We start from the raw sequence: 19,148 nt of genomic DNA, 5'->3' as shown, positions 1-19,148 counted from the left end.
TTATCAATTAAACTTTGAATATTTTGTTTGTACCGTTATCCCACGTTACGATGATGTCTCCACCATTTGGAGTAATTGGTAGACCTGTAGCAGTATCAATATAAGCAATTAAAGGACTGGTACTTTCCGTACCTGTATCTGCATAAATTACAATAGCTTCAATAGATGCACCTGAAACGGTTGGGAAAGTACAATCTGCTGCATCTGCTGCACCACCAGTGGTTGCTTTGGCAGTAAGCGTTACTGGACCTGCAATACGGGCTGATGTTGGAATATCAGATAAATATTGATGTACTGATGTTTGTGGTGTATATGCACCTGTATCAACCAGAATGACCTTGATTGTGTCGGTCATCCAGTTAAGCTGTGCTTCCAAGAAACGCTGACGTGCAAAGTCATATAGTGTGTTTGCCATCCGTATTGTGCTCCAAAATTAAGGGAGCACTCTTGCGCTCAAGTAATACTTCGATTTCATTTGATGCGGTGATTTCTAAACGAGATGACTTTCCTGATTTCACAATTAAGCGAACTTGAGAACCACCAATATTCAGAACATCACCTTGTCGTATATCAAGAATTAATTTGCCCATCTTTGTGCATGATTAAATGAATTGAATAAGGTCATTATGTAAAAAACCCCTGAAAAGCTTTAGCCTTACAGGGGTGCTTATGTCACAAGCAAGTCATGGCATGAAAGGAACTACATTGTGCGGTACATCTTCACGTGTGGTTCGACGTAAATCACTATCTGGTCGCGGTCCAAAGTATTCAGTAAATGCTTGTTCTGCCAATGCTGACCGATTTGGGTCAAAGAATTCAGCATCAGGCACATTAAATGCTTGATGCAAAACCCACTGTATCAAATGAACATGGTGAATCTGATTGATCTCTGGAATATCTGTATCATTTTGCAATGGTGTCAAAGGAATACGATAGCCTTCTAATTGCAATTCACCCTCAATTGATGGAATTGGTACAAGCCGAATACCATTATCATCCTGAATCGCAAACTGAGGTACACCCTGCATCATCTTCCAGTTATCACACTTATATCGATGGTCCAGATTCTCAGCAGACATTAAAGCCAAGTATGAGCCTCTACTGCCATCTGTTGGTTCAAACCAGATTCGGCTTAATTCATACAATGATTCATGTAGTGGATATTTAGCTGTACCAGTCGTCACATCAATATGACATACATCAGGATTATGACTTTCTAGCAATAAGCGACCACGTATACAGGCTTCATTCACTGCATCATTAAGCCAATCAATGACACTTTCATCATCAATAAAGTATGGTTCTACCTTATCGTTGGCTAATGTACGAAAACGGCTAATCAGGTCGCTTAATTGCATTACACCACTCCAAATCGATGAATCAATTGAGTGACTGATTCTTTCAGTTCATCAAGATTTTTTTGTGGGCTAAGTTTCTGGTCATACTTTTCTTGAGCATACTGGATCAGACCAGCTTTCGTCATTTTTCCGACAGTTTCAATTTCGTCAAAGATTTGATTTTCTTTATCAACTTCTTCCTGCTGTTTTTCTTTAGAGCGATTGAGAATACTAGACGTATCATCTGATACTTGCTCAGTAGTTTCACCTGAAGTCGATTCAGGCTCACCCTCATAAGCTTTAAACTCAGGATGCTTTAAAAACTTTGTTGCTAAATCACTTGGAATAGAACGCACCTGACCTTGTTCAAAGGTTAAAGCAGAATTATACAAGTGGTCCGTGTACAAAGATTTATTCCCTACATACTGGATTGCTACACCAGCTGCTTTTTGGATACTTTCCGTAGGCGTAACAGTAGCAGTACGAATTGCCACTGACTTTTGCTGTTCTACCTTTTGGCGTAAATTGACAACTTCCGCGCTCAATGCAAGGTATTCATCAGAATCAGGGAAATTTTTCACCAAATGTACTGTGGTACGGAACAAATAATCCTTAGCCTTTTGTTCTGCTGGCAATTCTGCGTATGGTAAAAAACATGGGTGTTCCTTCTTCTCCAAGTCTTTTACTTCACCATACTTCCAACCTTCAGCTTCTTTTACTTTGTACCAAGACTCATGAGACTGTTCAGGAGTAGCATCAGGATTGGCGAGATGCATTTTAACACCAGCAAGTAAACTTTGCTTATGGGCTTCAGGGGCATCATCCCATGTTGGTTGGCTGTCATCACCCATTGATTGGCAGTATGCTGCATTAATCGCATGGCACATCATCGCAATTGCAATCGATTTCATTTCATCACCGTGAGTAGTTCAGAATAAAAAAGATGGTGTGAAAACCCGAAATCCACACCATCAAACCATTAACGAGGACCAGTCAATTCACCACTGACAATTACTTGAATGTCACTAGCTTTATCATTGGCTGCGGTACTTGTTGTTAAGATGAGTCGTGCAGGCTTTGGCAGTGTGACCAATTTCCCTGTATTTGCACGTAATCGACCTGCTGTTGCAATATCACCAGCATTAATGAAATAAGCAGCATCTTCTGGAACTGCCGTACTGTTAATGCCATCGGTATATTTAAAACCTAGGGATCCCTTAACCGTTGCGGTCATACCTGTTTTAATCAGGATTTGGGCATCATCAAGACGCATACCTTCTGGCAATTCACCTAAATCAATAACATCACCACTGGCTACTGGTGCGGTTGTATCTGAATCAACTACTGCACCCGTTGAATTTGTTGCTAATGCAAAAATCAAAGCTGTGACGTTGCCATAAGGTGAAAAACCACCGTATTGACCATAACGACTTTGCTTCTTCTTAATTGTCGCCATTTTAAATCTCTCCATGCATGAGAATGAGATGAGGTGAATCCAATAATGGACACACCTAAAACAATTACTGATTAGCACCAATGATTGGCACAGCGGTATCAACAACGGTTACGCCATAGTCGGTAAACTCAGTACGCTCACCTGTATTCACGGCAAAACGGATTTTTGAGGTACCACGAATCGAACCGATCAAAAGTTCCCATTTATCGCCATGGTCGAGATCTTTTTCGGACCAGAAGAACGGAACACCAGACTTGTCACTTGCAGCAAATGCTTCTGCAATTGCCTGACCACCCAAGATAATTGAACGGTCAACGGCAAATTGTTCGCCGAAACTTGCAGGTACTTTCACTTTAGATTCAGTTTCAGAGTCATAAGCAGCACAATAATTAATATCGTCACCTGCATAGAAACGGATTGGGCGTGGCAACTTACGAATGATGAAGCCATTCCACAGACCAACATCACCTAAGAAAAGCGGATGCTGTTTCGCCTGACTTGCACGAGCAAATGCAGATGATTGGAAAGAACGGAAACCAGGTTGTGCAGCAAATTTGTTGTACTGCGCAGGTGATACAAGCCACACGCGTAAAGGTGAATCTTCCGCTGCTACATCACCTTCAAACTTACAAATCGGTGGTGGTAATGCGATTTGATCCAGCACAGTTTTCATGGAATCAACTGAATCCATGGTGAATAAGTCAGTAGATGCAATATCTAGCTCACCTGCATTTGCTTTAACGCTCTGTACACCTGCACCATCTACAACATAATGACGGTTTTTGGTTGGGGCCTTAACACGGTTCACCATGATTTCATTGAAATTCTGGTGACTGTCTTTAGGAATAACCCATTCAATGTTGTCGTGAGAACCACGTGCACCTGCCATATGAACAATCAATGACTGGTCGCAATAGCGATCCATTAAATTTTGTGCAACTGGACGGCCTAAACGACGAAGATCAGCAGGACTACGAATCTGTGACATCACATTACCCAAATCAACTGGGAAACGCGCTTGATTCACACGTAGACGATCTTCATTCAGTGACATACCAGTACCACGACCTTCAGCATAAGCTGAACCCATGATCGGATAAGCACCAACAGGGTTAAGCAAGTGGAATGTAACCTCATCCCCTTTACTCTTACCTAAGTCCTGAACACGAACAATAGGCATGTGCTGAGTGGTTTGTTTACGTAAAGTCGCTTCAGCACCAGCTTCACCTTTGGGCATTTTTCCTGCCAACAGGTTAAGCGTACCGTTACGCTGCATGTGAGTAGCAAACAAGCCAACGGCCTGTTGCACCATATTTGTTTTGTCACCATAAGCGGCATTAGTTTTAGTCATTTTTCAAATACTCTCATCACGTTTGTTTAAACACGTCGATTTAGAAATTGCTCGATCTGGTCAGGTGTCCAATTCTGCATTTCCTCGGAAAGTTGCATTGGCGACATTGCTGCCAAACGCTCATCACGGGAAACGCCAGCAGGACTTCCAGCGGGCAAATCACTAAGACTGTTCGGTGGTGGTGTTTGAGCCTGACTCACAGCTTTTTGCGCTACTGCCTTGACTGCATCTTCGGCAGGTTGAGCAGCTTGTTGACTTGATTGGGTGTTTGACTTGTACAGTCCTAATAGCTCTACAACTTGTGTAGCAGAACCTTGGTTTAAAACTGTCTCATACGCATTTTTGAGAAAACTTGGTTGAGCTTCTTTCCAGTCATTGAACTCTTTCGATTCAACAATGGATTCCGCATCAGGATGTGCTGTAAAGATTTCGTTAAAGTGTGCCTGTTCTGCACTCACTTGCTGCTGTTGTTGCAACGGAGCTAAAGCAGTTTGTAATTGCTGTTGCACCATTGCTGATACACGCATATCAACAAGTTTCTGAATACCATCGGCTAAGCCTTTTTCGTCAAAATCACCGAAGATTGCAGGGTCTACACCTTGCTCAATCGCTTGTTGGGCAATGTCCACTTGGTTATCTTGTACTGTTGCAGCTTGACCGTTATCTTTACGTTCCTGCGCATCAGCTTGAAGTTGCGCCAATTGTTGTTGGGCTTCATCAAACTTTTGCTTCCATTCCTGACTTGAGTTTCGTGCTTCCACTAACTTGCCATAAGGAATAGTATGTTTCCCATCTTTCGCCAAAATCACTGCATTTTCAGCATTTAACTGACTTTCATCGACCTGTTGTTGCTGTTGTGCTTGAGCATCATTTGGCTGTTGCGTATCGTCTTGACCTTCAACTTTTGGGGTATTTTCTTCTGTAACTTGGGTAGTTGCTGGCTGACTACCTTCTTCCGCATTTGCGGTATCGCCATTTAACGCTTGCTCTAAAAGCTGCGCTGCAAGTTCAGGTGATGCTTTACCACCATTCGTTTCAATCAACTCATTTTGTTGCTCTGTAATATCCATGTCTGTCCTATCACTTATCGCTGTGACCGCAAAGGCGAATGGCTAGAGTTATCTAGCGTTTAGCTGTTGATTGCTCAACATGAGACAAGTGTCTAGGAATTGGATATGATGGCGTTAGCCTTACAGGGGGGTAGGTATTTTTTGCTTATACGTAATTTTTTTGAAATACACAATTAAAATAAATCAGTGACTTATATTGCATTTATAACCAATAAATGCAATATAGTAGATGTTTTTTTACTTGGGGAGCAATATGGCAAACAATTCAAGTTCTGAAAGCACTGAACTTAAAATTGCTTATTTGGGATTTCTACAAGGGATTATCAGCCGACTATCAAATAGCGTGTTAGTTCTAATGACCGCAAATATTACTTTAATGTCAGCTTTACTAGCTTTTTCAGTCTCAGAGAATGTTGAAAATCCAAGTTTATGGATGTTCTTTTTCCCGTGGATATTTCTAGCATCTTTTCATGCTTATTATTTATACCAGGAAAAAACATTTATAAACATCTATAATCAAGTTGTAATCCAGAATTCCATTCTCACAACAGATCTAGTGATCAATGAACATACATTAAAAGCAAATCGTCCTAAATTTTTGGAGGTTTTTTTTAAAACATACTCATTTTCCTACTTTCAAGTTTCATTATTTTTATGCACGCTGGCTGCATATTATTTAGGGGTTAAATAAATGTTCAAAGCTATTCATGTTAAAAATTTTGATTTTTCTTTATATGGGCCTTTACCTTCAAAAGCTTTAGAAGAATACAAATCAAAAAATAATGAAATTTTAATTAATATAGAGAACCTTCTTTTAAATGAAAATGAGGTTTTTGATGTTGAGAAAATCAACAATGAGCTATTTTCGAATGTTAAACCAGATATATTTTTATCCCATTCTCATGCTGATCAAGAAAATGTAATTAAGCTTGCGGCAAAAATCGAATACCATACAAAATTAAAGGTTTTTGTAGACTCTGGTGTATGGGCAAACGCATACGATTTATTAAGAAAAATTGACGATAAATATTGCTATCAAAGTCAAACACATACTTACAGTTACGAAAAACGAAACCATACTACAGCTAATGTATTCATGATTTTGAATGCAGCTCTTCATCGCGTGATTGATAGCTGCGAACTCTTATTATTCCTTGGTACTGATAATTCTATCAATATACAAAATTTATTGACTGAAAATAAATATATTTCATCTCCATGGATATTTTCAGAATTGCAATTTGCGAACTTAGTAAAGCGCAATGTTCCAAACAGATTTTTAAGACCTTCTTTGGAAAGTTATGATGATATTAGAATTGCTGAAGATGCATCCTTGATTATTAAAGATGCAAAGTTTGCATACCCTACACCAGATTCAGACTTTGATTTAGATAATGAAGAGCTAAGAACCTGGGTTAGCCATTTAAGATTTAATACCGATGAGCATCCTTTAGATCTACTTTATGAATTTGATCCTAAATATCCAAAAGAACTGCTCTTAGGTTAAGATATTACCACGAGAAAACTCACTTTAAAGTGGGTTTTTTTAGTGTATTAAAATAAGTAGGATTGGTTTTGGAATTTATTACTTCACTGCAAATTATCAGAAGTCCTCTCCGTCTCAATCCCCTGCATTCCTGTACCTCCCAGCTTCGGTACTGCTGGATTCATTGGACTGGTATTCTGTTGCACCTCTACCAGTCCTTCACTTCCTAACTGCGCCCCTTCACCTTCTAAATATGGTGAACGTACATCACGCACTGCTGTCTGTTCTGCGGTTGGGAAGTTTGGATCATCACCACCCGGATTAGGTCGCTGATAACCTGCACCTTTCATAATCTCGTCTGCAATAGTTGCAATCTGTGGCATCATTGCTACCTGTGAACCACCTTGCATTGCTGAATATGCAGCTTGTACACCAATTTGTACTGAACGTGCGTCTATTTCTCTAATTTCGCTTACTGCTTTACGTTCCTTGAGTTCGAGCTCACGACGTTTCAAATCAATACCAGCTTCGGCAAGTGCTTTATCAACAGCTTCCTTAATTTGTTGCTCAACTTGTTCAGGTGTTGGTGCCTGTGTAGCTTGACGAATAGATTCAATAATGTCCTTCTTAAACGGAATATCGGTCAATGCCATGACATAAGGCAATACTGCCACTTGAACCTCTTGAGGTAGAGACTTCACAATCTCAGACAAGGCATTAAGCTGTTGCTCTCGGAATGTGCTGGTACTTGGTACATCATCAAGGACTACTTTCAATCGTGTACGTTGAACATCATTACTCACATAAGGATAACCATGTTCATCAACCTCAGGCTTGTTGATAATAACTGTTCGATCCTCACGGACAGCATCACCTTCAATAATGATGGTCTGCTGCCCTGTTCCCATATCCTCAACAATCATTGACAGTAACATTTCACCAATGAGCGTACGTGCTTCACGGAAGTTATCCATCATCTTCATTAAGGTTTGATTAGATTGCTCGATCTGTAACTGCTCTTGCTTCCCAGAAGTCGCATTACCCTTTTTACCTTGGAACCCCGAAGTAATATTACTGACTTGCTCAATTGCAGCTCGATTATCGCTAATCAACTGAAAGTGTTGCTGTGACAATTGATAATCACGCTTAACTTCAAATCTAGAACCAGGTCTAGCCATGTGTGCTGCATCTAATACGATATCCGCATCAGGCCGAGCAACTTGCCGACGTAATTGTTCATCGGTCATGGCCACTGCACCTTTGGTACGTTCAACACGAGTAACGCTCATGCCCCAACGCAGTTTAGATATACCTGAATTGATACTATCCTGACTGTACTTCATCCCACGAACAAAGCCATAAGGGATGCCAGTATTATCTTCACGGAACCCAAAAAACGGTACATAAGGGAAATAATGGTGTGAATATGGTGAAGGACTATCATGTAAAAGATGTGGACCAAGCCAATATGAACGTCGTAGCTTAGAGATTGTTGCCATTTCTACACGCGCAACACCTTGATAAATTGCCAAGTCATGAGCCATATTTTTAGAGTCATATTCAACCACGCGACCATCGGCAAACTTCATCACTGGCACACGCACCCAACGACGGTACCAAACCTCAATGACATTCACCTCTTTAGAGGTTGGGTTATACCAGTACTGTTCACTGATCGTATATGACCGCGCATCAAGCCATGCATTTTGTAAGCCTGTGCTTGATCCACCATCTAATACTTCAGATTGTTGCCACCATGAACCACCATATCGCCCAACGGTTTCAATCAGCTCTTTATGCTGAGGAAACGCATTCATTAAACGTTTAGGGTGAATCCAACGAGTTCGACGTAACCAGCGGGCATCGGATAGATCAGGCTCTGTAGACTTCATATCCCAATGAATTTCATTACGGTGAACTACAACACATCGGTAAGGATATTTAAATGGATCTTGCTCTCGCTTCACTTCAACCCAGCCTAAGCCACAACCAATCTGTGGTTTAAACGCATCACTGCATGCTTTGTCTGCTTTAGATAATCGCTCTGCCTGATTCAATTTATAATTGAGTGCATCGGCAACATCATCACCACCAGTTTCACCATTGGCCTTAACGCGCCAATCTGTACGAGTCTGCAACTCATAACCTTGAATAGACAGCAATGCTGGACTAATTCTGTCTTCGACTGCAGGCGGAATGCCTATAGTCTTCATGCGATTCAGCAACTCAGTATCTAATTGGTTACCGTCGGCATAGTCCATCTCTTTATCAGCAGTATGTCGCCAGTGAGGTTGTTCCTCAATTTCATTCATGATCTCGGTCAATTCTTCCAGACTGAGCGTTTCATCATCGCTAATCTGCTCATTTACAGGTGTATCTTCTTGAGTAAACATAGCTTTTCCTTATATTGCTCGCCAATCTGGTGCAGGTGCTTCGACATAACCATGTGGATTTTGATGTGTTGTATCTTGATTCATGCCAGTAAGACTAGCTGTATAGACATAATCACCAAGCAAGCCAGCATCTTTGGCTTGTGCCCATTGTCTAAGTGCATCGGCACCTTCAGAACATCCGTTAGATTTATCAGGCTGATCAATAAACATGTTGGCCTGTTGGTTAAACTTTTTCTTATAACCTTCAATACGTTCGATACCCAATTTGCAACGTTCTTCATCAAACCAAGCATTCTTCAAGTGTCGTCGGGTCTGTTGAATACCTGTCGTAAGCAATGTGATACGTGGAATCACCACAAAATTATGACCAGGTAATAATTCTTCCAGCATTTCTAATACTGACTTGTTGTAATCACCAAGCCGTTGATGTGCTGCATCATGCGGTAAATAATGGGTATGGTAGATATAAGGCTTATCTTTAATAAGTTTTACGTAATGACGTAAATCTTGAAAATGATCTTCTTCATAATCAATAAAGCGATCTTGTTGATTCATCATTTGATGAAACCAAATTGCACAACCATCATGGTTGCCAATATCCCAAAACGTACACGTAGGTACATCTAAAACTTCAATTTGAGTAATACCACTACGTTTACGCAACTCGAGCATATCTTTAGCGTAGTAGTTTCCTTCTGTACTGACCTGAAATGCTTCATCAGGGAATGAAGGATATTCTTGCCACATTAAAGCTTGATCACCAGATAGATCATTATCACGGGTCGATACATACCAAGCGCGTTGATCTGGATCGATCTTGATCTTCTTACCCAAGTTTCGGGATACGACAATTTCAATATGATCAAAAATATTATGGTCTTTTTGAGTAATGATGACTTCAGTTGAATCAATGCGGTACTTCGGTTCTTCCCACCAACCATAAAAATGTAGTCTAAAGTCTTTTGGAGTGAGCTTTTTACGTGATGCAAAGTTCTTCTGTGCGATCTGAACCTTATCAAAGAAGTCACCACCACGACCTTCAGCAGTAGATTCAATGACACAAATCCCTGTTGTTGGAACTGCTGGTAATGAACCTGTACGAACCTCTTTGGCTTTACCAGGTGATTGGGCGCAAATCTTACCGTATTCCGAAATAAGTAAGCGGTGCATTGTGCCGCCACGGAAAGATGTAGCCACTGAAATTTTAGAACCGTTATGCGCAAACTCCATCTCGGTACCATTATTCGTTTTGAGTGGAAAGCGTTCTAATATTTCAGGTGGTAAGTTGTCATAGGCAAATTTAATCTTATCGCTAAAAATATCACCAACAGTTTCTAAGTTCTGGGCAATAACGCCACAATGCTGATTAGCATTAAACAACGCATGGTCTAACCAAAGAATACATATCAATGTGGTGAAGCCTAACTGACGTGCTTTCAAAATAATATTGCGGTACCACAATCGATTTAAGAATTTCTTTTGTGCATCATTCGGTTTAAAAGGCAATTCAAAAGTTGGAGCTTCTTCTACTTGCCCGAACTCATTAACAAAGTCATCACCCTTAATTTTAATCTTATATAGACAGCCACTAAAAATACGCCAAATAGGATCTGCCAAGCAGCGTTCAAGCTCCTCGGCATTTGTCGGTAGTGGCTGTAAGTTAGTGTTATAAATCAATTTTCACTCCATTTTGCACAACGTTGGTGCATTTCCAAAGCGTGTACGTGAATGAAATTAAATTGGTATGGGCGGTTGATCGTTATATTCATGTAGATGCTCCATATTCAGGATCATCGGCAATTGGTTTAAACGCAGAGCTATTCCCTGTGCTCACTCGTTCAAGTAATGCGGTCAGTGCATCAACAGGTTTATTGTTCTCATCATCAAGACCAAATGCTTGACGTTCTAAAGCAATCAATGTTTTGAGTGTGTCGCTTAAATCCTTCATGGACTTTACGCGACCAGGCATTGATATGATCTTCATGTAAAGGTCATTTACTTTGTCATTGCCTTTATCATCAGGTGTCCACATAAGCTCACCCAACATTTCAAGCAATCTGACATTCTCTTGACCGACCATCATTTCAAGCTCATCAAAAAGACTCATGGCAATCTTTCGTGAACGTTGAATATCCTTACGATGCGCTAATCGAACTGACGCTACTTCATTGGCATTAGCATCAATAGTCTCTTTTTCTGAAATGGTCGTTTTCGTGCGCACAACACTGCGCACACTCTCCTTGCGCACAATGTCATCTGCTTTAGCTTTGATTTTTTCTGATAGATCACGAACCCATTCGTATTGCTTTGCTCTACGTCTAATGCCTGATTCTGCAATATCATGCTCACCTGCAATTTGACGTAGAGACTTAATGCCTGCTCGATAATCGAGTTCGATTTTTTCCCAATCAATTACTTTTTTTTCAGCCATGATCACCAAACCTCATATTGGTTTAATGATCATGTATATATGTGGGGAGGTCTAACCTTAGAGGGGGGACATAAAAAAAAGCACAATAAGTGCTTTTGATGAAACTGTATTAATGGATTTTCATTTATTTGATAATCTTAAACCAATCATCCTCATCTTCATCAGTAATAGTCCATCCATCTAAATCGTATGTTCCGTCCCCATTGTCTATGACATGCGCTGAAAAATTATTATCTGAGCATATATTTTTGTTAAACGCTTTAAAAAAAGTATCTGATTCCAAAAGATGTGAATTAAGTTCAACCTCAGTTGGTAAGCGCAATATCGTCATAATTGCCATAACAAGCTCTCTATAAATTTCGGATAAAAGTTTTAATTTAACACGTAAATATGTATCAAAGATAGTTAGAGTTATAACAACTCACCCTGCTTCCCTACATCCAATAAATCACTTACTTGTTTCGATAATTTACGAACTTGCCCTGACACCTCACTCTGAAGTATTGCCATGTGATGGCCCATTTCAATATTGGCGTACTGCATTGCTTCAGCAACCATTAAATTACCCAAATGACGTGCTTCTCGGGGAGTTAGTGTCAGTATTTCATCATCCCCTATTTCAATTTTAACGGTACCATCTGGCAATACCATTTTAGACATCAATCTTGCAGGGCGATGTTTCGGGGCTGGAATGAATACACCACGCTGAACACGAATAATCTGACCGCTATCGACAAGATAACTCAAACGATCATCTACAATTGAAAGCTTTAAACCCGTCAGTTGTGACAGGGTTTCTCGTGTAACGATCTGCTCTTGATTGTGTAAATCCTCAATGGCTTCAAGGATTGTTTCAGCGTTAGACTTCATTGTCATACTCCCCTAAATCGCTCTTAAACTTCAACTACGTCAATACCGTGAATCAACTTCATCAACTTGCGTTTAATGATGTAATCCGCAGTTTTATGCCCCTTGGCATCTTCACAAACGAATTGATCATCTTTGGTCCAATACACAAAGTCCGCTACATAATCGGTACCACGAACTTTCACACCACAAATTTTCTGTGCTGGAATCAGCTTGTAGCGAACCTGTGTTTGTAAATCTTTAATCTCACCTGAACGTGCCAAAATTTGCAGCTCAGTTAATCGGTTATATTCATGCTTTGAATCAGCAACTTTTTCCCCATCAATTACAACTTTATGATTTTCATACTTTGGTGTTTTAGGCTTGTTTTCACGTTGATGTACAAGTCTTTTAATCTGTGTAGGAGATAAATAATTTGTCATGCAACCTCCTCTTTTTTCTTGGTCCAATCGTGCCAAACTCGTTTGCCATCTTTCTGTCCAAATCCACAAATCAGGCATGCAATGTCGAACCCATGTTGGCAATGTGAATTACTGAGCATTGCTTGAATATTTCGTTGCTGCCTACGCTGCTGTATTACGCGCTGCTTCATTTTTCGTTTCATTGCCCACTCACCCTAGCATCAGCCCAATTACACTCAACTACGCTTAAGCCATCGTGCTGGAAGCGCGACCATAATCGGTCCCCAAGGTCATCACGTAATTTTTTCAAGGTGAAGTTGGAAACCAGCATGGTTGGTTTTTTGAAGTCATATCGCTTGGTTAAAACTTTGTGAACAAGCTCAGTGCGCTTTTCACGGTCATGTAATCCATACTCATCAACGATCAACAAATCGTATTGAGCAAACTCATAAATCACGGCTTCCTCGGACTGGTCTTTGGTATCCTTGTCCCATGCGTTCATGATCCGTTGAGCAATTTCTTCACTGGTGATGTAACGTGCTTTAAGCCCAATTTTCAGAAGGTTCTTAGCCGTTGCACAAGCAAGGTGTGTTTTACCAACCCCAGTTGATCCAACCATGATGAAATTTGAGTTTTGTTTTTCAGCAATGCGTTTTGCAAAGTTTGCGCATTGGCTCAATGCATTCGCTTGCCCTTGAGTCGTGGTCTTGTAATTCGAGAATGACGAATGTGCATGACGATCTGGAAGCATTGCGCCTGCAATGTGTTTTTCAAACACTGCTCGATTTGTTTCCGATTGGTGTTTAGATCGGTCAGCATTCACGTATTCACTTGCACATATCGGGCAAATCAAATTCCCACCTGCCACAAGTTTTTGAACTTGGTGCAGCTCACAAACAACCTGTGAGACTGCATGATTACTGAATTGAAAATGTGCGTTCATATCATGCCCTCAGGTAGTTGGACGGTGCCGTGAAACGGTTGATCGTTTTTGGGTTGGTTGTTCCAATCGTCGTTGACGTTCAGGTTTTGAGATTGCGATTTATTCCTAGGTCTACCTTGCGGATTATCATGTGATGCCAAAGGTGTTTGTTGTCTGCGCTCAACCCATTGAACAAGTTTCCCAAGAATCTGGTTTTTCACCATTTGGGTTTTATGGCCATACTCAGCCCTTAAGTCATCCAGAAGCTTATTCAACTCATCCTGAGTAATTTCCTTGAGGCCACGTAGCTTGATTCGTGTGTTAGCTGTTTCCAAATCAAACGAAAAGCGGTCTTCGATTTCTGGTTTTGAAGCGGCTGAATTTTGCTCGTGCGTAAGAGATATATTATTAATAGATGAAGGTGACGATGACGGGCATTCCTCAAGCATTGCATAAGCATTGCTTGGAGCATCCTCATGCATTGCTTGAGCATATGCATTAGCATTGCTTGGGTCATGCTCATTGGATGCTTGAGCATTGCTATTTTTATGCCCAGTGGTTGCATCACCATTTTCTTTATTCCAGCGTGCTTCAGCAGCTTTCTTTGCACGTTCAGATTTAGAAGACTTATTAATCTCAGCTTGATTCTTTAATCCATCCAAATACTTAGATGACATTTGACCATCATTTACTTCAAATAAATTGGAATTAACCAAGATCAGTTTGAGTGCTTTTGCCTTTGTCACTGACATACGGATAACACTGGCAATAACATTGTTATCATCAGGAATTGCACCATTGCGCCAGTAGTCCATCATCAATAAAAACGACGCACCGATTTGCTCGGTGGTCATTCGTGTAGTTTTTGCAAGAATATCGCCTATATAGATAGGCATCCAAATTTCAACTTCTTGGTTGCTCATGCTGCCCCTCTATACTTACTTTCGTGTTTGAAATTAGCTTCAACCAAAGCGCGTGAAAGTTGAGGGCAAACTGAATTGCCAACCATGCGTGTCTGTTCCGTTTTGGTTAGGCGGATTTCATTGCCATGCTCATCTAGGCCTTTTTCAAACACATAGGAGTCTGGAAAACCTTGTGCTTTAAAAAGCTCAACCGGTTGAAGCATACGAAAGCCAATGTCCACAATTTGGTATTGCTGTTGACCTACAGTGACCAGTCCAAAACGGTCACGTGTTGGAATTGTGCGCAGCGGCTCCCCAATAGAGTTCCCATCTTTTTCATTTCCGTAAAATGCAGTGAGGAATGCCCGAACTTCAGCAAACTGGTTTACAGTGGTCATGGTGTGGATCGGCTCACTGAGTTCCTGCCCAATGCAGTTATTCTTCATCTTTGATAGATGACTAACGACAAGTGAGTTGTGGTCCTTTGCTGTAATCGTATGTACAGGCTCTTTTGCTGAACTACCTAAAACACCTGTGTAGTTCTTTGCCAAAAAAGCCGCCACCAAGCCGTGATGCCCACCAGTTGCAATTGTGTGTAAAGGGTTCATCACATTATTCCCGTGATGACCTGATGTATTTACCACTAGGCTTGGAGCAATCAATGCATGATGTCCACCTTTAGTCTGCGCACAGATAGTCCGCAGCGGCTCATTAATTGGCATTGACCGTTTGTTCGATGCATTTGCGCACTCAGTTAAAACTGGTGCCATGCCATTAATAATGAACGGATCTGGATTATCAAAAACAAACTTCTTAAGTCCACCTGCAATACGTTCAAGTGTTGCAGTTGCAAGCGGACGTGTGCGTGTGAAAATACTTGGGCATTCAATTGACCAGTCAATACATTCCGCAGCGGTGCGCCATGGTTTTAACTTGCCTTTTTGCACCAGGATAGAATCAGGGCTACCATGTGTAGGTGCAGGCCACTGGATTGGCAAACCATCTCGACGAGCAATCAGGAAGAAACGCTTGCGAATAGTGGGTGAGCCATAATCACATGCACGCAACTCACGATAATCGACTTCATAACCTTGCTTCTTCAAGGCATTCACAAAACTATTAAAAGTCCTTCCTTTTCGCACAGGGCATGGCATACCTTTTGAGTTGAGATGCCCCCAAGTTTTAAACTCTTCAACATTCTCAAGCATGATTACTCGAGGGCGAACTTTGGCAGCCCAACGAAGTGCAACCCAAGCTAAACCACGAATTTTCTTTTCAACTGGTTTGCCACCTTTAGCTTTAGAAAAATGTTTGCAATCAGGTGATAGCCAAACAAGCCCAACAGGTTGATTACCAGTAACTTCAATTGGGTCTACATCCCAAACACTTTCGCAATAATGCTTGGTGTCAGGATGGTTTACTCGATGCATTGCAAGTGCTTTTGGATCATGATTGATAGCAACATCAACAGGGCGTTTGAAGGCCTGTTCTAAACCAGTGCTGGTTCCGCCACCACCAGCAAAGTTATCTATAATTAATTCGTGAGGGAGTAAGTTGAAATTCACGCCACACCCCCAAATCGAATTAAAGCAGCCCCAAACAACATGAAAATGAACAGCAAAGTTTTGTGGAGTTCTTTCATAAATCCCCCTTGTTCTTCACATGCTGCGCCCACCCTTTGCATGGCTTCATACGTTTCTTGTCTTCACTGGTCGGGCAATCCAGATTCTCAATATCTTTATGGCAATAAAACACCGCATCCGATTCCAAAGCATGAGCCAAATCAGATTGAGTTGTAAGACAATGATTTGCTAAAGTTCCGCAGCGATAAGCACATGATTCGCATAGCACCTCTTGATTAGGTGCCTTTTGTGACAGGATCAGCCCATTCAAAGCACCATGGAAACTAGGTGAGATTAGCTTTTCAATCGAATAAGGATGCATACCGCCATTCGTTACCATGTGCAGATAAAGAGTCTCATCACATGATTGAGCGTAATTCACAGCTATATTCAGAACATTACCAAGCAAGCCCAACAGTTCATCATGAGACTTATCACCAAAGCTGTTTTTAATCGCCTGTAAGCGTTCTGCTTCAGGCAATTGGATAATGTCAGTTAGAGCAAGAATTGAGGTGTTATTGATCATGCAACACCTCGCATCAAAACCAATTGTTTTGCAGTGACGGTACGTGCCGAAATATCAGGACCAAATGACCAACGGAACTTGGCACATACATGCACAATTTCACAGTTATCGATATGCATAGTTGCAGCCACGCTATAAGCCCAGCCATCCAAACGGACGATCTGACCAGGCTTAAAACGAGAACGGATTTTAGGGTGACGTAGGTTCATGCTGTCACCTCATTTAATTTCTTAAATTCAGCAATCACATCAGTCAGCATTGAATCTAAAAACGTATAAATTCGATTGATCTTGCTTGGGTTAAGCTCAAACCACCAATCATCACCAAAAATTGATTCCATGGTCTCTCTTTCGGTTTTATACAAAATGTCATAGAGATGAGATGTATTAGTGAACTCACTACTCTTCAATTCATCGTATAACTCGCGTAGTGCAGCTTTAGTAACTGTGCCTGATGAGCGATGTTCTTTAATAGCATCTAGACGTTCAAGAGCAACGTATTCAATAAATTCCTCACCATTTTCAACAGGAATCCACTGATCAACTTTGAATAGCTTTCTAATTAAATATTCTGGATCACATTGAGCAATAAACTCTTTAAAAGTTGGTTGACCCACATGAGAGAAAAAAGCACTCCCAACATAGTCACCCATTACAACTGTGATACGGCCACCACCAGCACTGTATGAGTTGTTTGGGTCAATATAAATAGTTGCCCAATGCTCTTGATATGGACCAATTTTGGTCAGGGTGATTTTTTCAATCATGCCACCACCCCACTCGCTTTTTGCTTTTCTTCCCGCTGTTTGAAAACACACTCAGCACGAATGACACGAAAACCTTTAGTGTCTTGGCGCTTTTCAAAATGCCCTGCACCTTTTGCAACGAAGTGCGTGCAGTAATAACAATAACCACTGAAGTGATTTCTCATGCTGCACCGCCTTGGATAACTTTAAATTCAACAACCCATACCCATGGATTTGCAGCCCAAGAATCTGCACCGTTTATTGATTCCCATAACTGCATAAATTTAGGCTTTTTGCAGTAACGTAAGATTGGTGATCCCACACCTTCTTTTAAATAGTCTGATTCAGATATGTCTTGAAGTCGCTCTACACGAATTTTGGTAATTTCGAGCAAAATGCGACTTGCCGAGCGTGGCATGTGAATTGATGGAGTCCACTTTTCACCATCACCACAATCATGTGATGCTCGATACAGTGGAGTTCCCCAACTAGGGCAACCACAAGGAAAATCAGCATGTGGGCATTCCTCTGAATCAAATAAGCGGAATGTTTCACGTACCCAAAGACGATCACCAATTTTCCCAAATGGACACTTGCTTAAAATATTTGAATTGCTTGCGTATAAATCCAATGCATACATACCACCACGGTAAGCATAAGTTGAATGCTTACCCTCACCCATCACTAATGACGGTTGCGGACTTATAGAACGACGAGTCTGAGTCTTACGACCTTCCAAAATTGCTTTGACCATTGGGGCATTAAATAGAATCGGACGTTCTTTCATGGTTGTACCTCCACCACTGCACCACCATGTTCATGTAAGCAAATCTGTACACCGTTTGGGCAAGTACAGTATTTTTTAGATATTCCGCAATAAGCTATTTCAACTGACTTATCTTCCCCATCAGCAGCTAAATCAATACCGATGAAATACGCATCATCTGGTGCAACGCCCAATTCAAATTCACGTTTTTCAATTTGCTGGATCAAACAGTGATTGCACTGTTCCCCGTTAAATTCTGGACATTTGCCAGCGCACTTATGTTCTGTTAAATTAGTCATGTTCATTTTCCCGACAGATGATGAATACTTGAAGCTCGATCTAGACCATCGGGCTTTTTTAATGCCTTCAAAAAAGTATTAAATTTCTTGAATACATTCGTGAATACGCTGGGATACTTTGTATTCTTTGATTTTTCTAAGTGCTCAGATGATGATTGACCTGTCTCCAGTTCAATCTTTTTATCTATGGCATCTCTTAACCACTTAGCACGGTCACTACCTTGGCTTTCAGCCAAAGTATCAATGATCTCTTGGACTTCCAGCGGTACACGTGTTGACATGGGAGCCAACAGTTTTTTGCTGAATAGAAGCATTATTTTTGTTTCCATAAGATTTCCTTTTTAACTCGTTGGTTGTGCTTTTAAATTTTTCTGGGCTGGTGCTTCTCCCAAAGGGCTTCTAATTTCTTACCTAACTGATAAGAAATACGTTTCCCACAAACACCTCGCTCTAAATCACTTACATAGTTTTGAGAACATTCAATTTCTGCTGCAATTTGAGTTTGTGTGAGCCCCTTTTCTCTTAATTCAGAGATCATTGTTTGCCACTGATTCATACGAAACTCCATTAATTT

General features: G+C 40.9%; 27 protein-coding genes. 2 read left to right on the top strand and 25 right to left on the bottom strand.

The genetic code is table 11. The annotated features are described in order from the left end of the window. Positions 1-7: 7 nt before the first annotated feature. The 7 genes from C3F34_RS14075 to C3F34_RS14045 form a co-directional block, all read right to left on the bottom strand. Entirely contained in the window at positions 8-415 is a 408-nt protein-coding gene (locus C3F34_RS14075; protein WP_104441900.1) for a hypothetical protein, read from the bottom strand. Then, positions 396-590, bottom strand: a complete 195-nt coding sequence (locus C3F34_RS14070; RefSeq protein ID WP_104441899.1) for a hypothetical protein — start codon at positions 588-590, stop codon at positions 396-398. Before C3F34_RS14070 ends, C3F34_RS14075 begins: the two co-directional genes overlap by 20 nt. Before the next feature lie 93 nt (positions 591-683). Further along, positions 684-1,358 (bottom strand): hypothetical protein, encoded by a 675-nt coding sequence (locus tag C3F34_RS14065; RefSeq protein ID WP_104441898.1) that lies wholly within the window; start codon positions 1,356-1,358, stop codon positions 684-686. After that, on the bottom strand, positions 1,358-2,248 hold the full coding sequence (locus C3F34_RS14060; RefSeq protein ID WP_104441897.1) for a RyR domain-containing protein: 891 nt from the start codon (positions 2,246-2,248) through the stop codon (positions 1,358-1,360). Before C3F34_RS14060 ends, C3F34_RS14065 begins: the two co-directional genes overlap by 1 nt. Positions 2,249-2,316: 68 nt before the next feature. Next, positions 2,317-2,793, bottom strand: a complete 477-nt coding sequence (locus C3F34_RS14055) for a hypothetical protein (RefSeq protein ID WP_104441896.1) — start codon at positions 2,791-2,793, stop codon at positions 2,317-2,319. A gap of 64 nt (positions 2,794-2,857) precedes the next feature. Then, positions 2,858-4,144, bottom strand: a complete 1,287-nt coding sequence (locus C3F34_RS14050; RefSeq protein WP_104441895.1) for a DUF4043 family protein — start codon at positions 4,142-4,144, stop codon at positions 2,858-2,860. Positions 4,145-4,170: 26 nt separating this feature from the next. Then, entirely contained in the window at positions 4,171-5,214 is a 1,044-nt protein-coding gene (locus tag C3F34_RS14045; protein WP_104441894.1) for a hypothetical protein, read from the bottom strand. A gap of 253 nt (positions 5,215-5,467) precedes the next feature. Between C3F34_RS14045 and C3F34_RS14040 the strand changes: the two genes are divergently transcribed. Together C3F34_RS14040 and C3F34_RS14035 are read left to right on the top strand one after the other, a co-directional pair. Further along, a complete protein-coding gene (locus C3F34_RS14040) occupies positions 5,468-5,905 on the top strand; it encodes a hypothetical protein (RefSeq protein WP_104441893.1) in 438 nt (145 codons plus the stop codon). Further along, positions 5,906-6,721: a hypothetical protein gene (locus C3F34_RS14035; protein WP_104441892.1), complete on the top strand. Its 816-nt coding sequence runs from the start codon at positions 5,906-5,908 to the stop codon at positions 6,719-6,721. Positions 6,722-6,804: 83 nt separating this feature from the next. Here the strand turns inward: C3F34_RS14035 and C3F34_RS14030 are convergent, their stop codons facing one another. The 18 genes from C3F34_RS14030 to C3F34_RS13950 form a co-directional block, all read right to left on the bottom strand. After that, the gene (locus C3F34_RS14030; RefSeq protein ID WP_104441891.1) at positions 6,805-9,093 is read right to left on the bottom strand and encodes a hypothetical protein; all 2,289 of its coding nucleotides are present in this window, start codon (positions 9,091-9,093) and stop codon (positions 6,805-6,807) included. Positions 9,094-9,102: 9 nt separating this feature from the next. Then, positions 9,103-10,770 (bottom strand): terminase, encoded by a 1,668-nt coding sequence (locus C3F34_RS14025; RefSeq protein WP_104441890.1) that lies wholly within the window; start codon positions 10,768-10,770, stop codon positions 9,103-9,105. Positions 10,771-10,858: 88 nt separating this feature from the next. Further along, positions 10,859-11,524 (bottom strand): hypothetical protein, encoded by a 666-nt coding sequence (locus C3F34_RS14020; RefSeq protein ID WP_104441889.1) that lies wholly within the window; start codon positions 11,522-11,524, stop codon positions 10,859-10,861. Positions 11,525-11,648: 124 nt separating this feature from the next. Beyond that, a complete protein-coding gene (locus C3F34_RS14015; protein ID WP_104441888.1) occupies positions 11,649-11,864 on the bottom strand; it encodes a hypothetical protein in 216 nt (71 codons plus the stop codon). A gap of 71 nt (positions 11,865-11,935) precedes the next feature. Continuing rightward, on the bottom strand, positions 11,936-12,394 hold the full coding sequence (locus tag C3F34_RS14010) for a hypothetical protein (protein WP_104441887.1): 459 nt from the start codon (positions 12,392-12,394) through the stop codon (positions 11,936-11,938). Positions 12,395-12,417: 23 nt separating this feature from the next. Then, positions 12,418-12,813 carry a DUF1064 domain-containing protein gene (locus C3F34_RS14005; protein ID WP_104441886.1) on the bottom strand — a complete coding sequence of 132 codons (396 nt, stop codon included), beginning with the start codon at positions 12,811-12,813 and terminating at the stop codon, positions 12,418-12,420. After that, entirely contained in the window at positions 12,810-12,983 is a 174-nt protein-coding gene (locus C3F34_RS14000) for a hypothetical protein (protein WP_158654364.1), read from the bottom strand. Before C3F34_RS14000 ends, C3F34_RS14005 begins: the two co-directional genes overlap by 4 nt. 8 nt (positions 12,984-12,991) lie before the next feature. Continuing rightward, on the bottom strand, positions 12,992-13,735 hold the full coding sequence (locus tag C3F34_RS13995; RefSeq protein ID WP_104441884.1) for an ATP-binding protein: 744 nt from the start codon (positions 13,733-13,735) through the stop codon (positions 12,992-12,994). Then, complete coding sequence (locus C3F34_RS13990; RefSeq protein ID WP_104441883.1) at positions 13,732-14,637, bottom strand: DUF1376 domain-containing protein; 906 nt, start codon at positions 14,635-14,637, stop codon at positions 13,732-13,734. Before C3F34_RS13990 ends, C3F34_RS13995 begins: the two co-directional genes overlap by 4 nt. Further along, positions 14,634-16,181: a DNA cytosine methyltransferase gene (locus C3F34_RS13985; protein WP_104441882.1), complete on the bottom strand. Its 1,548-nt coding sequence runs from the start codon at positions 16,179-16,181 to the stop codon at positions 14,634-14,636. Before C3F34_RS13985 ends, C3F34_RS13990 begins: the two co-directional genes overlap by 4 nt. Positions 16,182-16,254: 73 nt before the next feature. After that, complete coding sequence (locus C3F34_RS13980) at positions 16,255-16,764, bottom strand: hypothetical protein (RefSeq protein ID WP_104441881.1); 510 nt, start codon at positions 16,762-16,764, stop codon at positions 16,255-16,257. After that, on the bottom strand, positions 16,761-16,973 hold the full coding sequence (locus C3F34_RS13975) for a hypothetical protein (RefSeq protein WP_104441880.1): 213 nt from the start codon (positions 16,971-16,973) through the stop codon (positions 16,761-16,763). The genes C3F34_RS13980 and C3F34_RS13975 overlap by 4 nt, the downstream gene beginning before the upstream one ends. Further along, a complete protein-coding gene (locus tag C3F34_RS13970) occupies positions 16,970-17,530 on the bottom strand; it encodes a hypothetical protein (protein ID WP_104441879.1) in 561 nt (186 codons plus the stop codon). Before C3F34_RS13970 ends, C3F34_RS13975 begins: the two co-directional genes overlap by 4 nt. Continuing rightward, positions 17,527-17,694 carry a hypothetical protein gene (locus tag C3F34_RS20315; RefSeq protein WP_158654363.1) on the bottom strand — a complete coding sequence of 56 codons (168 nt, stop codon included), beginning with the start codon at positions 17,692-17,694 and terminating at the stop codon, positions 17,527-17,529. The genes C3F34_RS13970 and C3F34_RS20315 overlap by 4 nt, the downstream gene beginning before the upstream one ends. Beyond that, on the bottom strand, positions 17,691-18,296 hold the full coding sequence (locus tag C3F34_RS13965) for a hypothetical protein (RefSeq protein ID WP_104441878.1): 606 nt from the start codon (positions 18,294-18,296) through the stop codon (positions 17,691-17,693). The genes C3F34_RS20315 and C3F34_RS13965 overlap by 4 nt, the downstream gene beginning before the upstream one ends. After that, positions 18,293-18,574, bottom strand: a complete 282-nt coding sequence (locus C3F34_RS13960; protein WP_104441877.1) for a hypothetical protein — start codon at positions 18,572-18,574, stop codon at positions 18,293-18,295. The genes C3F34_RS13965 and C3F34_RS13960 overlap by 4 nt, the downstream gene beginning before the upstream one ends. A 2-nt stretch (positions 18,575-18,576) precedes the next feature. Next, a complete protein-coding gene (locus C3F34_RS13955) occupies positions 18,577-18,903 on the bottom strand; it encodes a hypothetical protein (RefSeq protein ID WP_104441876.1) in 327 nt (108 codons plus the stop codon). Positions 18,904-18,935: 32 nt separating this feature from the next. Continuing rightward, positions 18,936-19,130: a helix-turn-helix domain-containing protein gene (locus C3F34_RS13950; RefSeq protein WP_104441875.1), complete on the bottom strand. Its 195-nt coding sequence runs from the start codon at positions 19,128-19,130 to the stop codon at positions 18,936-18,938. Positions 19,131-19,148: the final 18 nt, after the last annotated feature.

It is taken from the genome of Acinetobacter sp. ACNIH2 (genome assembly GCF_002934965.1).
Lineage (GTDB): Bacteria > Pseudomonadota > Gammaproteobacteria > Pseudomonadales > Moraxellaceae > Acinetobacter > Acinetobacter tandoii.
Note: the sequence above shows the minus strand (reverse complement) of the source record. Positions and strands in the feature narration are given on the sequence as shown.